The organism is Rufibacter sp. XAAS-G3-1 (genome assembly GCF_013623775.1).
Taxonomy (GTDB): Bacteria; Bacteroidota; Bacteroidia; order Cytophagales; family Hymenobacteraceae; genus Nibribacter.
In genome coordinates this window covers 259,878-275,767 of sequence record NZ_JABFAM010000008.1, presented here as the reverse complement: position 1 = coordinate 275,767, position 15,890 = coordinate 259,878, and the positions used below count along the sequence as shown (strand labels likewise).

General features: G+C 35.4%; 12 protein-coding genes. 10 read left to right on the top strand and 2 right to left on the bottom strand.

The genetic code is table 11. The annotated features are described in order from the left end of the window. Window positions 1-196 precede the first annotated feature (196 nt). The 10 genes from HHO50_RS11290 to HHO50_RS11245 all read left to right on the top strand — a co-directional run bounded on the left by HHO50_RS11290 (window position 197) and on the right by HHO50_RS11245 (window position 13,447). A complete protein-coding gene (locus tag HHO50_RS11290) occupies window positions 197-1,264 on the top strand; it encodes an acyltransferase (RefSeq protein WP_181306150.1) in 1,068 nt (355 codons plus the stop codon). Further along, on the top strand, window positions 1,261-2,391 hold the full coding sequence (locus HHO50_RS11285; protein ID WP_181306149.1) for a glycosyltransferase: 1,131 nt from the start codon (window positions 1,261-1,263) through the stop codon (window positions 2,389-2,391). The genes HHO50_RS11290 and HHO50_RS11285 overlap by 4 nt, the downstream gene beginning before the upstream one ends. Continuing rightward, window positions 2,384-2,977 (top strand): acyltransferase, encoded by a 594-nt coding sequence (locus HHO50_RS21435; RefSeq protein ID WP_181306148.1) that lies wholly within the window; start codon window positions 2,384-2,386, stop codon window positions 2,975-2,977. Before HHO50_RS11285 ends, HHO50_RS21435 begins: the two co-directional genes overlap by 8 nt. A gap of 26 nt (window positions 2,978-3,003) precedes the next feature. Then, on the top strand, window positions 3,004-4,257 hold the full coding sequence (locus tag HHO50_RS11275) for a glycosyltransferase family 4 protein (RefSeq protein ID WP_181306147.1): 1,254 nt from the start codon (window positions 3,004-3,006) through the stop codon (window positions 4,255-4,257). 132 nt (window positions 4,258-4,389) lie between these two features. After that, window positions 4,390-5,757, top strand: coding sequence for a hypothetical protein (locus HHO50_RS11270; RefSeq protein ID WP_255478702.1), 1,368 nt, complete (start codon window positions 4,390-4,392; stop codon window positions 5,755-5,757). A gap of 16 nt (window positions 5,758-5,773) precedes the next feature. Next, window positions 5,774-6,949: a glycosyltransferase gene (locus HHO50_RS11265; RefSeq protein ID WP_181306146.1), complete on the top strand. Its 1,176-nt coding sequence runs from the start codon at window positions 5,774-5,776 to the stop codon at window positions 6,947-6,949. 23 nt (window positions 6,950-6,972) lie between these two features. Then, complete coding sequence (locus HHO50_RS11260) at window positions 6,973-8,220, top strand: glycosyltransferase (protein ID WP_255478701.1); 1,248 nt, start codon at window positions 6,973-6,975, stop codon at window positions 8,218-8,220. Between the two features lie 190 nt (window positions 8,221-8,410). Then, window positions 8,411-10,138, top strand: coding sequence for a carbamoyltransferase C-terminal domain-containing protein (locus HHO50_RS11255; RefSeq protein WP_181306144.1), 1,728 nt, complete (start codon window positions 8,411-8,413; stop codon window positions 10,136-10,138). 1,221 nt (window positions 10,139-11,359) lie between these two features. Further along, a complete protein-coding gene (locus tag HHO50_RS11250; protein WP_181306143.1) occupies window positions 11,360-12,607 on the top strand; it encodes a WcaI family glycosyltransferase in 1,248 nt (415 codons plus the stop codon). 99 nt (window positions 12,608-12,706) lie between these two features. Beyond that, window positions 12,707-13,447 (top strand): porin family protein, encoded by a 741-nt coding sequence (locus HHO50_RS11245; RefSeq protein ID WP_181306142.1) that lies wholly within the window; start codon window positions 12,707-12,709, stop codon window positions 13,445-13,447. A 138-nt stretch (window positions 13,448-13,585) separates the two neighbouring features. On the opposite strand, the gene HHO50_RS11240 is transcribed toward HHO50_RS11245, so the two are convergent. Together HHO50_RS11240 and gmd are read right to left on the bottom strand one after the other, a co-directional pair. Further along, window positions 13,586-14,554 carry a GDP-L-fucose synthase gene (locus HHO50_RS11240; RefSeq protein ID WP_181306141.1) on the bottom strand — a complete coding sequence of 323 codons (969 nt, stop codon included), beginning with the start codon at window positions 14,552-14,554 and terminating at the stop codon, window positions 13,586-13,588. Continuing rightward, window positions 14,555-15,667 (bottom strand): GDP-mannose 4,6-dehydratase, encoded by a 1,113-nt coding sequence (gene gmd / locus HHO50_RS11235; protein WP_181306140.1) that lies wholly within the window; start codon window positions 15,665-15,667, stop codon window positions 14,555-14,557. Between the last annotated feature and the right edge of the window lie 223 nt (window positions 15,668-15,890).

The window sequence follows — 15,890 nt, the reverse complement described above, 5'->3', positions numbered from 1 at the left end:
TTAAGATAAACACATCTTATTTATTGTTTACTAACATAAATCATTAAAATATACCTTAAATATTATATACTTATGATTTTGGTTGAATTCGTTGCTATAAATTATTTAAAAAAATATCATTACCTCTAAACATCCATATTTAATAACATGATTTTTTTAAATTATAGCTGATTATCGAAAAGATTAAATATAAAATATGATAAAGCAATTGCCTGGATTAAATGCAATAAGAGCAATAGCGGCTATTACTGTATTATTAGCTCATATAAATCAAAGTATAAGCCTATTTAGCCAGCACTTCAATGATTCTCATAGTCATTATGATTCTGCAGGATATGCAGTAACTATATTCTTTGTTTTAAGTGGTTTCTTGATAACTCTCATATTATTAAATGAAAAGAAACACAATGGAATTATTAATATCAAACATTTTTATCTTAAAAGAATTTTAAGGATATGGCCTCTATACTTTTTAATTATATGCATAACAATTTTTATTTCGTATTTATCACCAGCTTTTTATTGGTCATCAAACAATAGCAGCTACATCTATTATCTATTATTTATAGGCAATGTTGCATATGTAACAAACAATATAATTTCACCAATTGTAACTTTTTGGTCAATAAGTGTTGAAGAACAGTTTTATTTATTTTGGCCATTACTTATTAGTAGAAAGAAGATTATAAAAGTGTTATTTGGCTTTTTAATAATATTTAGTATTATAAAAATTGGATTGAGAGTTTTAGACAATAGTTACGCATATTGGCTAATAACAGAAACACGTTTCTCGTGTATGGCAATCGGAGGAATAGGCGCATATATACATGTTAATAAAAACAAATACTTGAATGTTATTTACCATCCAGCATCACAAATAATCTCTTGGATATTTTTTACATCTGTTCTACTTTACAAACCTGTAAATATAGCATCGATTTTTAATCATGAAATATATTCATTATTCTTTTTAATAGTTATAATAAATTTATCAACTAATATTAAAATACCTTATATGATATTTAATAATTTAATTTTTGATTATTTAGGAAAGATATCTTACGGCATTTATTGTTGGCACGCGCTTATTATCATTCTATTAAGTTCATACATAAGAAGTTTTAACTTAGTTGATCAATGGCACAACTTAGCCATTATATATATTCTAGTTATAACTATCACAATAGCAGCAAGCCATGTATCATACTTCTATTTCGAAAATAAATTTTTGTTAATGAAAAATAAATTTATTTCATCTAAATGAGAATAATTATTATCTGTGGCTCACTAGAGACAGGACGTGATGGTGTAGGTGATTATGTACGTCGGCTTGCAATAGAATTAATTAAAAATAAACACATATTAAATGTTATAGCAATAAACGATACTCATATTTCCTACTCGATGTCGGAGATTGAACATATAAATGGTATCGACCTACCTATATACCGTTTACCTTCCACATGTTCATGGAGTAATAGGTTAATTAACATAGAAACTTTAGTTGATAATTTTGATCCTGAATGGATTAGTCTTCAATATGTTCCTTTTTCATTTCATAAAAAAGGTTTACCTGTTACTTTAAACAGTAAACTGGCAAAAATTGGTAGAGGGAGACGCTGGCATATTATGTTCCATGAATTATGGATAGGAATGGAGATAGGTGCACCTACAAAGCAATTAACTTTAGGATGGATTCAGCGTAAAATTATATATTTTTTAATAAAACGACTTAAACCTCATGTAATACATACACAAAGTCAGCTTTATCTAATACAATTATCAAAACTTGGTTTTAAGAGTAAATATTTACCTCTGTTCACTAATATAAATTACACAAAATATTCAAAGATTAATACCTCGAATAATAAGAGCAAAAACTTCATATCATTAGTTCTCTTTGGTAGTATACATCCCAATGCTCCAGTGGAACAGCTTGCTAAAGAAGCAGCTTTATATGCAAAGTTAAATCAAGTAAAAATTATACTTATATTTATTGGCCGATGTGGTGTGGAACAGGAACATTGGGCAACTGCTTGGATGTCAGTTGGATTAGAAGTTCAGATGTTAGGTGAACAAAAACCCGAATACATATCAAAGGTTTTAGAAAAAGCTACTCTTGGAGTCACTACAACTCCATTAGCTCTAGTAGATAAAAGTGGCACAGTAGCTGCCATGCGTGCACATGGATTACCAATCATTTGTGTATCCCGCCCATGGTACCCGAGAGGAGTTTATAACTTAAAATTACCAACTGATGTGCATGAATACAAGTCTGGTAATTTCGAATTTTGCATCTCAAATAGATCTACCGTTTTTGATGATGGCCTTGTAAAAAATATATGTCTTATATTTATGAACGATCTTTTAAATTCTCAAGAAAATGGCTGATTTTCTTTATCTGTGGACAAATAGAGCTAAGTTCTCTATTATTACTGTTGCTTTCTACAAAGCATGGATTAAAAGAATTTATTGTTTTCCAGAAGTTATGAATAGAAATTTTAATCGCTTTATATTAATTAGTGGTGGAGCCATGATTCATGAAACTGCAGAGATAAGCAAAATGAAGATTCAAGGAAGTAAAAGATTGCTTTCAGTTGGCTCATTCTCCTTTGTTGGCCAGGTATATATAGCATTACATGAACAAATAAAAATTGGTGAAAGAGTTTGTATAAATGATGGTGTTGAAATGCTAACCGCATCACATGATGTTTCAGACCCAAAATGGTCTAATACAAAAGCTTCAATAACAATAGAAGACTATGCTTGGATAGGAACTGGGGCTATGTTGCTTCCAGGTGTAAACATTGGCCGAGGCGCCGTTGTTGGGGCAAGGGCAGTAGTGAGCAAGTCTGTAATGCCAGGAGCTATTGTAGTTGGCAATCCTGCCAAACAAATAAATAAAATTCGCAGCAAAGAACTTAATTACAATCCTTGTGATTCTTTAGCTAGCAACAGAGCCTGGTTGAGAGGTTAGGATATTAGAAATCAGTAATATTCTCAATGAAAATAATTTTATCCCATCCTCTTGGTAACGCTAATGTTAGGGCAGCCGCTAAAAGTCTTTTAGAAGCAGAGATGCTATATACGTTTGAGACAACTATTGCCACATTTTCCGGTAGTCTCTTAGACAACATTGGAGCTTTTAGCTCGTTTTCTGAAATAAGGCGTAGACGTCATTTGATTGAGTTAAAAACTTTTACAAATACGTGGCCTTGGTTAGAAGCAGGGAGGCTGATAGCATCTAAAGCTGGTTTAAAGTCTCTTACTCAACACGAGACAGGAATCTTGAGTGTAGATTCTGTTTACAAAAACCTAGATCATCATATAGCATCTAAACTGAAGAAGATGGCACAACAAGGGCTTAAAGGGATTTATGCCTATGATGATGGTGCTGCAGCTTCATTTTCAAAAGCAAAAGAACTTGGGCTACAATGCTTTTATGACTTGCCAACAGGATATTGGCGTGCAGCGCAAGAATTGTTAGACACGGAACCTGTACGGTGGCCAGAATGGTCGGCCACCATGTTAGGCATCTGTGACTCCAACGCTAAACTTGCGCGCAAAGATGATGAGTTACGCATGGCAGATCGAATATTTGTTGCCAGTCAATTTACAGCTAAAACTCTGAAAAAATTCCCTGGGCAATTGGCACCTATCGAGGTGATACCTTATGGGTTTCCTCCTGTTAGTTCCAACCGGGATTATTCTCAATTATCAGATAAAAAGCTACTACGTCTCCTTTTTGTAGGCACCTTATCTCAACAGAAGGGGATTGCTGATCTTTTTGCTGCCGTTGAATTACTTGATTGTAAAGTTTCATTAACGATTATTGGTCGTAAAGTGGGAGGCAATTGCCCTACCCTTGATGCTGCATTAGCAAAGCACCATTGGATACCCAGTTTACCGCATGATCAAGTTCTTGAACAGATGCGAGAACATGATGTGCTAGTATTCCCTACTCTTTTTGATGGATTCGGCTTAGTTATTACAGAAGCAATGTCACAAGGTACTCCGGTAATTACTACGGAGCGATCCGCAGGTCCCGATCTAATTACCAATGGACTTAACGGCTGGTTAGTTAACGCAGGTTCAGTGCAATCACTTAAGGCAGCGATAGAAAATCTGGTTAATGACCCTGAAATAATTGTTAAAGCTGGTAAGGAAGCGATGAAAACTGCACGTGCTAGACCTTGGGAAAAATATGGCAGGGATCTTTATGAAGCTATACAGAAGCACTTCAACTCCGCCACTTAACACTAAAAAGACACACAACCCTCACTTAATCTATAATATAGAAATTGTATCTCCTAGAAGCTTTATGGATGCAAATATTGAATGCTCTTATGAAAATCAAACAACTAAGTGATTCTTTATTAAAACAATTCAATGGATGCACCTTCTAACTCTGTTCCTAAAACACAAAAGGATCGGGTACTTTCCGCAAGACATTTACTTAATAATGAGGACAAATGGCTTAAAAAGGGAGTTTGGGTTTATTTCCTGTTACTTATTTTTGAAGGTGCATTACGAAAATGGTTTCTACCGGAACTTGCAACTCCTTTATTAATTATCAGAGATCCACTTGCTCTATGGTTACTTTTAGTAGCATGGAAAAATGGCAGACTAACAACAAATGCCTACATAGCAGGAATGATTTTGATTGGAATACTAGGCACATTTACTGCTATAATATTTGGCCATGGCAATCTTTCAATTGCCATTTATGGAGCACGCATATTACTCCTACACTTTCCGTTATTTTTTGTTATAGGTAAAATTTTTAGCCGTGAAGATGTAATAAAGATGGGAAAAGTAGTTGTTTTCATATCAATTCCAATGGCTATATTAGTTATCGTACAATTTTATAGCCCCCAATCTGCTTGGGTAAACCGAGGTATAGGAGGTGATATGGAAGGTGCAGGGTTCGGAGGAGCGCTTGGCTTTTATCGAGCTCCTGCAACCTTTTCTTTCACAAACGGCACTCATAATTTTTTCGGATTCGCTGCTTGCTTTATTTTTTACTTCTGGTTAAACCATGAAAATATAAATCGCCTGATCCTTATTGCTTCAACAGTCTGTCTCATACTTGTGATTCCTTTTTCGATTAGCCGTAGTTTAATGTTTCATGTAATTGTAAGTCTTACATTTGCAATTCTTGCTCTTTTAAAGAGGCCTAAATATCTAGCGCAACTACTTCTAGCAATTTCAACTTGCATATTTTCTTTGTCTTTTTTAAGTAATTCAGACTTCCTACAGACTGCCATTCAGGCCTTCACGTATCGCTTTGAAGATGCAAGTTCCCAAGAAGGTGGGCTGGAAGGAACATTGGGTGACCGGTTTCTAGGAGGTTTAATTAGTGCACTTTTTGAATCTTCTGAACAACCATTCTTTGGTTATGGATTAGGCATTGGATCTAATGTGGCTAATAAGATGCTATCAGGTGGACGTGGCTTTTTACTTGCAGAGGAAGAATGGGCAAGATTAATAGGCGAATTAGGCCCATTATTGGGTTTAGGCTTTATAATTTTACGCTTGAGATTGATTGGGAATATTGGGTATCAATGCTATAAGAAGCTACAGCAAGAAGATGTGCTTCCTTGGATGCTATTAAGCTATGGTTGCTTGATGGTGGCACAAGGTCAAACAGCACAACCGACATCTTTGGGATTTTGCACGCTTATTGGAGGCTTGATGATTGCTTCATTGCATACACCTCAAGACCCATCCAAAAATCTGTGTTCAAATAGAACTTGAATCAAGGAACTTACAAATGAATATAGTCTTCTTTGCACATCCTGTTTTTCTTGGACACCAAAGCATGCCCCGCTATGCAAAGCAACTAGCTGATGAAATGCAATTGCGTGGGCATGATGTAGAAATTTGGGCACCAAAGGCATATTTTTTCAACTTTTCACGTTCCAAATTACTTGGTAAGTGGCTTGGTTATATTGACCAGTACATACTTTTTCCTCATGAAGTACGTAATCGCCTAAAATCTTGTCACTCCAATACTCTTTTCGTATTCACAGATCAAGCACTTGGTCCTTGGGTTCCATTAGTTAAAGATCGATTGCACGTGATACATTGCCATGACTTTCTTGCACTGAGATCTGCATTAGGTGAAATACCCGAAAATACTACAGGTTGGAGCGGCCGAGTGTACCAAAAGTTGATTCGCCATGGTTTCACTAAAGGGAGAAATTTTATATCTGTTTCTAAAAGAACAAGGGAAGATCTTCATAGATTCCTTTATTCAAAACCTATACTTTCTGAAGTAGTGTATAATGGCCTAAATCAGAATTTTCAACCAACAGATTGCCAACAAACAAGATTGATAATTGGTAGCAGAATTAAAATTGATTTGAGTAAAGGATATTTGCTACATGTAGGTGGCAACCAGTTTTATAAAAACAGAATGGGTGTCATTGAGATGTACACAGCATGGCGCTCCACTAACAAATCAACTTTGCCCCTGTTGTTGATAGGTGAAGCTCTCTCCCTACAATTATTAAAAGCTCACCAACACAATCTATATAAAGCTGATATCCACTTTCTTTCAGGAATAGAAGATGAATATGTTCGTGCAGCTTACGCAGGAGCTACCGTATTTTTATTCCCATCACTTGCTGAGGGTTTTGGATGGCCAATAGCCGAAGCAATGGCTTCGGGATGCCCAGTAATTACAACAAACGAGGCACCAATGACTGAAGTGGCAGGCAAAGCAGGCTTTTTGATTCCCCGTCGTCCTTCCAAAAATACGGAAATCATGGCATGGTCTTTTGAAGCAGCAAAAGTTATTACTAAAATTATTGATTTTACTCCAACGGAACGCAATAGAGCTATAGAAGCAGGGATTGAAAACGCTAAAAGATTTAATACTAAAAATGCAATGGATCAAATTGAAATGATTTACCAAAATATTCTAAAAGAATCTAAGTTTAGATGAACATTCTCCATGTAGTCCCAAGTATGAACCCAGAATTAGGAGGCGTCTGCCAAGCCGTAAGAATACTTATTACTGGACTTACTAAATTAGGAATACGAAACGAGGTAGTTTGCATGGATAGTCCGGAAGCAACCTATGTTACTAAAACCTCTTTTCCAACGCATGCTATTGGGCCGGGAACAGGTCCTTGGTCTTATAATCCCCAATTAACTCCATGGCTTAAAAATAACTTATCGAAATTCACAACAATTATTGTGCACGGTTTGTGGCAATACCACGGGTACGCTACTAGAAAAGCAGTAAAACAATTTAAAAAAGAGCAGTTGTTAAATGGGAGCAGAATGATAAAAGGCATAAAATTATTTGTCATGCCCCATGGAATGCTTGATCCTTACTTTCAGTCTGCACCAAGCCGCAAAATTAAAGCTTTACGCAATCGCATATATTGGAAGATTATAGAATCATACAATATTAATAAGGCAGATGGATTACTTTTCACGTGTGAAGAAGAATGCAGACTTGCCCGGCAACCTTTCAAACGATATTACCCAAAAAAAGAATCCATAATCGGATTGGGAACCGAAAGCCCTCCTCTCTATTCTCCTACTATGAAGGATGCATTCCTGAAAAGTTGCCCACAAATTCAACAGCAACCTTACATTCTCTTCTTAAGCAGAATACATGAAAAAAAAGGAGTGGACCTTTTAATCAAAGCATACGCAAACATCCTTCAATCATCAAACAAACATGGATTTGTATCAATCAGTTCATCATGCCAAATCCTACAAGACTTTGGTGTTGATGAAAATAAGAATAAAAAATATCCGAAGTTAGTTATTGCGGGACCAGGTTTAGAAACAACATATGGACAATATGTTCAAAATCTAGCTTCTGCTAATCCTTTACTTAAATCCTCCATTTATTTTACAGGCATGCTTTGTGGGTCCGTAAAGTGGGGAGCATTATATGGATGTGAAGCATTTATACTTCCGAGTCATCAAGAAAATTTTGGAATTGCGGTTGTTGAAGCACTTGCTTGCAGTAAGCCGGTCCTAATTACAAATAAGGTAAACATTTGGCGAGAAATTGGAGCTTCCGGTGCTGGCCTTGTTGCTGATGACACTATCGATGACGTTCAAAAACAACTTTTAAGTTGGCTATGTCTTTCAGTAGATGAGAAGGAATCAATGCAAAAAAGCGCAAAGCATTCCTTTAAAGATAACTTTGACGTGAACACCACAGCTACACGCTTGGTAAAAGCAATAACATAATGAACCGCTATTTACTTTATTCAAAGTAAAATTATTAAATTAATATAATATTTTTTTTAAATAAATTGGATAAGTTTAAAAATTAAAATAATTTTATACTGTAAAAAATATAATTATTTAATCATTAACCATCTTATAAAAATACATAATTTAGATTCAAATTTTTAGAAACTCAAAACCAATCAATACTATGTACATTCTAGGATTAAATGCTTATCACGGTGATTCATCTGCCTGCTTATTAAAAGATGGAATCATTATTGCCGCTATTGAAGAAGAAAGAATTAAAAGGATTAAACATTGGGCAGGATTTCCTGGAGAATCAATCAAATTCTGTTTACAAGAAGCTGGGTTACACATAAATGATGTAGACCACGTGACTATTTCTAGAGACCCTTCTGCAAAAATGCATAAGAAAATCTATCATACAGCTAAATACAAAGTTTCTATCAAAGATCTGGGTAAAAGGATCGACTATAGAAAGAAAATTAGCTCTATAAAAGGCGAACTAGCTAATTTATTTGGCATGAAAGAATCTGACATCACTTGTCAAATTCAAAACATAGAACATCATAGAAGTCATCTTGCAAGTGCATTCTTTGCATCACCATTTGATAAAGCAGCATTGCTTTCAATAGATGGTTCCGGAGATTTCACAACTACCATGACTGGTATTGGAAATAATAATTCAATTGAAATATTAAATAGTGTCGATTATCCACACTCTATCGGCATCTTTTACACAGCATTAACACAGTTTTTAGGATTCAATAATTATGGTGATGAATATAAAGTTATGGGTTTAGCACCTTACGGCAAGCCCCTATATGTAGAAAAATTGCACAAGGTTCTTCAATTCACAAATAATGGCTTCTTCAAACTAAATAATTTATACTTTAAACACGCAAAAGAAGGTGTAAATAGTACTTGGTCTGGAGGAGAGCCTATTGTTTCGCCTATATTTTCAGATTTCCTAGTTGAAGAATTCGGCCCAGTTAGGTCTAAAAATGACGAGATTACACAATATCACAAAGATATTGCTGCATCAGTTCAAAAAATAACCGAAGAAGTTATACTGCATATAGCAAATAGTTTATATGAACAAACAGGTCTAGAAAATTTATGCGTTGCTGGTGGTGTTGCGCAAAATTCCGTTGCAAATGGCAAAATCATCAGTAATACAAAATTCAAAAAGATTTATATTCCTTCTGCCGGCCATGATGCAGGAACATCTATTGGCTCCGCACTATATTTTTACAACCATATTTCTAAAAAAGAAAGGTTGAGTCCCATAACGAATGCATACCTAGGTAGTTCCTTTTCAACAGAATACATAAAGAAAATGCTTGATGAAAAAGGAATTACATATAAAGTATACGAGAATGATTCCCTTTATGATGTGGTTACTGACTCTTTAATCGCAGGAGGTGTGATAGGATGGTTCCAGGGTCGTGCAGAATTTGGCCCACGAGCCTTAGGTAATCGCTCCATTCTTGTAGACCCCAGAAGAGATGATGCAAAGGAACTACTAAATGTCAAAATTAAAAGACGTGAAAGCTTTAGACCTTTTGCACCCTCAATATTACGAGAATATGTGAGTGAATACTTTGAATTAGAGGATGATGTAACTTTTATGGAAAAAGTATTCCCTATAAAAAAATCAAAACACAGTATTATTCCTGCTGTAACTCATGTTGATGGAACTGGCAGACTACAAACTGTAGATAAGATTAACAATCCTAAATATTACAAACTAATTAGTAATTTCAATTCTAAAACAGGAGTACCTATTTTATTAAATACATCTTTTAATGAAAACGAACCTATTGTAAATACTCCATTAGAGGCATTAGACTGTTTTCTTCGCACTAAAATGGATATGCTTATAATGGAGAATGTAGTCTTAGAACGTAAATAATTTTAACCATTACTTCAGATCCTTCACAACATTTTTGCAATGGATTTTTTATACGATTGATTAAAAAATCATTATAAATATTAATATACTTGAGTAGTCAGTTAGGAATATCATTAACTTTCTATTCAAGTATATTAATAAATTTATCAAACAATCAATATTTACAGGTATTTACCTTATCAAAATCTTTTAAATATAAAATGTTTTATAAACGAAGTTACTATTTATAGAATACAATAAACATTGGCTGAGCACTAAATTTTATTTTATTTATTTAGCATTATAAATGTAATTATATTTTTCTATATACCTTGTAATAATAAATCTTATAGAATAAAATCGGTTTTATTATAATGCCATGTAACCCCCCAACAAGCATTAGATTAAAATACATAAATTCAAACAAGGTTAATGATATAATTAGCAACTACAGTCAAATGTCGCTGAGTTGAGTACATGATTTAAAACTATAAAACCATTTATAAATTAAATATATCTAATTTATATTAGATTACTAGTTATCGCTGTAAATTAGCAAACTCAAAGAAGTCAGCTCATACACCTTCTATTTATACAAGCGCCTATTTATATTCCTCAGACCTATGACAATATTAATCCACATCATATTTGGCGCAAACAAGTTTTTAATTCTATTATTGGATAATGCCAAATAGCCTAATCTTAACTAGATTATCATGAGAGTCACATGCATTTGAGAAATATAATTTAATATAACAGATGGTGATTCTGCAACATAGTTTATTAAAGAAATGATTTACTTGGAACATATTCTATTTAAAGTGTAGGATTGTACATAAAATACAATCTTTTATATGCGAAGACTTATAACCACAGCAATCTTTTGAATGGATTATGACATAATAACAAAGATAAAATTAAGTATAATAAAACATATTCAAGATATTTTTTAAATAGTTTACTGTACCAACTCTGAATGTCCTTACCTAGTTAAACTAAAAAACTCATATATTTAATTCTAGACTTAATGCAAGGACTAATATTAGTGTTATACCATGGCAAGATATTTATGATTCTATCATTCCTCTCACTATAAAGTGGGTTCGGGATTATAAAACTACAATTTAGTGATTAATAGAACAATGCGGTATATAATCAATAATATTTTGAATACAATTTCATCTTATCATTCTAAGTAATTACACAAATATGATAGTCCTGATTTAATTTAAACAGCACCTGATGAAAAACCGTATACTTTTGATTGGATACAACTATCACCCAGAACCAACTGGCATTGGGAAATACAGTGGGGAAATGATTACTTGGTTAGCAAAGAGGGGTTATGATTGCACTGTTATAACTACCTATCCATATTACCCTTTTTGGAAAGTACAACCTCCTTATGATAAAAATAAATATTGGTATAAAACAGAAAACATTAATTTTGAATCAGGAGGTAAAATAAAAATATACCGTTGTCCCATCTATGTCCCAGCTAAGCCCACAGGCATAAAACGCATATTACTTGACCTCTCATTCCTACTATCTGCTTGCTTGAAACTGATTCAACTACTTCCTAGAAAGAAATTTGATTCTGTTATCACTATCGCACCTTCTTTCTTAATTGGGTTACTAGGAATCTTCTATAAAAAGGCACGAAAGTCAAAGCTAATTTACCATATTCATGACATGCAAATTGAGGCCGCCCGAGACTTGAACATGATCAAATCAAAGGGTGTTATTAATTCAATGTTCAGGCTAGAAAAATATATTTTTGACCAAAGTGATGTAATCACCAGTGTTGGAGCCGGCATGGTTACGAAATTAAAGGTGAAAGCGAACAAAGAAGTAGCGCTATTTTTGAATTCAACTGACCTGACACAATTTTACCCCATTGAAAACAGAAAAGAGATAAAGCAAGAGTTTGGTTTTGATACAAAATCCAAAATACTATTGTATTCTGGTGCCATAGGTGAAAAGCAAGGCATTGAATCCATTTTGTATGCTGCCCAGCAGTTTCAGCAATACAAAGAAATCAAATTCTTAATTTGTGGCTCAGGTCCCTATAAGGAAAAGCTGCAGAACCTAGCCTTGACATTGAATTTAAATAACGTCATCTTTTTCCCTTTACAACCCGTTGAAAAATTCAATAGATTTTTAAACGTAGCTGATGTGCATTTAGTAATCCAAAAAGCTAATGCTAGTGATTTAGTGATGCCCTCTAAATTGAATACTATTTTAGCCATTGGTGGTATGGCCCTAATAACTGCAACAAAGGAATCAGGATTGCACTCTTTAGTTTCTCACTACAACATGGGAATACTTGTAGAGGCTGAAAACCAGGAAGCACTAAATGAAGGTATCAGAAAAGCTCTATTCGTTATTGATAAAGACATAATATCTTCTAATGCGCGTGCTTACGCAGAGGGGCATCTTTCCATAGATAGCATAATGAGTTCTTTTGAACAAGAAATTCTCCTTAAATAATTCAATTTTCTTTAAACAGTATAGAATTTGCATTGCTCTTGATAAAAATCATTTAATTCTTATCAAGAGCAATGCAAATAAATTCAACAATTGATTTCCATGTTTCTAGCTTCTGTTTATAAAGCTATTGCAAAAAAGAGGCTATTGGGCTTTCTTTTACTTCTTGACCCATTTGCAGCAAGTGCTCAAAGTATTACACCACAACAATCTAAAATTTCGGATGTAAACTTTTTAGAAGAACAAGACATAAATCAACCTCTTAGATCGAATCAGGTTATACTTAACTCTACTAAGAGTGTTGGTTTTGGAATTAAAGCGGGAATCAACTATGCTCACATGAATTTCGACAAAGGGTTTCCTAAGCCCTCTTCTCCAATTGAATCATCTTGGAAACTTGGTCTTTTGGCTGGATTCTTCTTAGAAGTCCCCCTTATTGAAAGACTATCTTTACAACAGGAGTACGTGTATACTTCAATCAGAGGAAAAGTACAAAGCACTGGAATCAATTACAAGCAATCATATTTATCATTACCCTTTCTTCTAAAGTATAAAATATTATCGAACCTATCGCTTGTAGCAGGCCCTCAAGTTGAGTTATTAATTGAGGCTAAGCAATCAGACAATAAAACTTTTACTAACACAACTCATGATACAGAAGAAAGGAGTTTAGGGCTTACTGCTGGCTTAGAGGTACAAATACATAATAATTTAATAATTGATACTCGTTTTATGCATGGGTTGAATCATATAGGAGTTAGGCAGCAGTCTAGTTTGGATGAATTTAAGTATGAAGTAGTGCAAGTCTCTATTAATTATACTCTAAACTCTTTTGGAAAATGATTGCTTTGGATCTAGTTAAGCAAACTACTGCAATTAGCTGAAAATGATTAAAGCAACAATAGCTCCATTGATACCCAATGGAGCTATTGTTGCTTTAATCATTTTCAGCTATCCTTCGGTAAACTTATTTAACAAATTTCATAAGCTACCCGCCAAAGCAGCCTCTTGTTTCCACTGGAGCCTATCCTTGTCTTTTATCTCAGCTAATACCTTTCTAATTCCCTCTTCCAAAGAGATTTTTGCTTTCCAGCCAAAGGATTTAAGTTTAGATACATCCATTAGCTTTCTGGGAGTACCATCTGGCTTAGTTGGGTTCACTAAAATTTGGCCTTTGTACCCTACTGTGTCTTTAATGAGATAAGCCAGGTCAAGAATAGAAATATCTTCTCCTACTCCAATATTCACTAACCCAGCTTCATTGTACGTTTGCATCAGGTGAAAACAAGCATCGGCTAAATCATCAGCATGTAAAAACTCCCGCTTGGGGGTGCCACTTCCCCAGATTTGCACAAATGGCTCCTTATTATCCTTGGCCATAATGAACTTCCGGATCAATGCGGGTAACACATGGGAGTTCTGCAGATCATAATTATCATTTGGCCCATACAAATTGGTAGGCATCACAGATATGAAATTACAACCATATTGGCTCCGGTACGCGTCACAAAGTTTAATCCCTGCTATCTTGGCTATAGCGTATGGCTCATTGGTATGCTCCAACTCACCTGTTAACAAGTATTCTTCTTTCAAAGGCTGAGGAGCCAGTTTAGGATAGATGCAGGAAGAACCCAGGAACATCAGCTTTTTCACCTCATTTATATACGAAGCATGAATAACATTGCTCTGGATCATGAGGTTATCATACAGGAACTCTGCCCGATACGTATTATTAGCCACAATCCCACCCACCTTTGCTGCTGCAAGAAAAACATATTCTGGTTTTTCTGCCGCAAAGAACTCATTTACTTGTAGCTGATCACGCAAATCTAATTCTTTGGAGGTACGCACCACAATGTTCGTAAAGCCGTCCTTCTCTAATCTCCTGATGATGGCTGAGCCCACCATTCCTCTATGGCCGGCAACATAGATTTTATCCTGAGGCTGCATTTATTCGTATTGGTTTCTTACTTTATAGCCCGCATCCTGCAAGGTTTTCTCTCTTAGGAAATTTTCAATGTCTGAGGCCATCATTTCCTTTACCAATGCTGGCAAATCATATTTAGGCTCCCATCCTAGTAAGGTTTTCGCTTTGGTTGGGTCGCCAATCAAAAGCTCTACTTCTGTCGGGCGGAAATACCGGGGGTCTACGGCTACTACTTCGGTGCCAATTTCCACCAGGTAATCAGGATTTGAGCAAGACACCACAATACCTTTTTCATCTACTCCCTCGCCTTCAAACTCAAGTTCAATGCCTGCTTCGGCAAAGGCCATCTTCACGAAATCACGGACGGTAGTAGTAACGCCTGTAGCAATCACGTAATCTTGCGGTTGATCCTGCTGCAAGATGAGGTACATGGCCTCTACGTAATCTTTGGCGTGCCCCCAGTCGCGGCGGGCATCCAGATTACCTAAAAACAATTTATTTTGTAAGCCCAACGCTATTTTGGCGGCACCGCGGGTGATTTTACGGGTAACAAACGTTTCGCCCCTTAAGGGGCTTTCATGGTTAAACAGAATGCCATTGCAGGCATACATGTTGTACGCCTCTCTATAATTTACCGTGATCCAATACCCATACAATTTGGCTACTGCATACGGTGAACGGGGATAAAAAGGAGTAGTTTCTGACTGGGGCACCGCCTGCACCAAACCGTACAGTTCTGAGGTGGAAGCCTGGTAGATACGGGTTTTCTCTGTTAGGCCTAACAATCTTACCGCTTCTAAAATACGAAGCGTCCCGATTCCATCGGCGTTAGCCGTATATTCCGGAGTCTCAAAGCTTACCTGCACATGGCTCATGGCTCCCAGGTTATAGATCTCGTCTGGCTGCACCTGTTGGATGATCCGGATAATATTAGTGGAGTCACTTAAATCACCGTAGTGCAGTTTAAATTTTACGTTTTCTTCGTGTGGGTCTTGGTACAGATGGTCTATCCTATCTGTATTAAAAAGAGAACTTCTCCTTTTGATGCCATGCACTTCATAGCCCTTGCTCAACAACAGTTCTGCTAAATATGCGCCGTCCTGCCCCGTGATCCCTGTTACCAGTGCTTTCTTCATTTCTAAATTTGCTTTATTGTATGTTTTAAAGTATAATATGGTTTTATCTATCTGCTACTCTTTTTGAAGCAATATATAGAATCACTTATTTTCAAAAAGGTGCGCTTCTCTTATAAAGGAATGAGATATAGTATGCCGTATACAGATGGGGAGATGCACGAAGGCTTTATTGTCATTCTAAATCTTTGAAGGGTAAAACTCTATAAAAAAAAAGACAATTCCA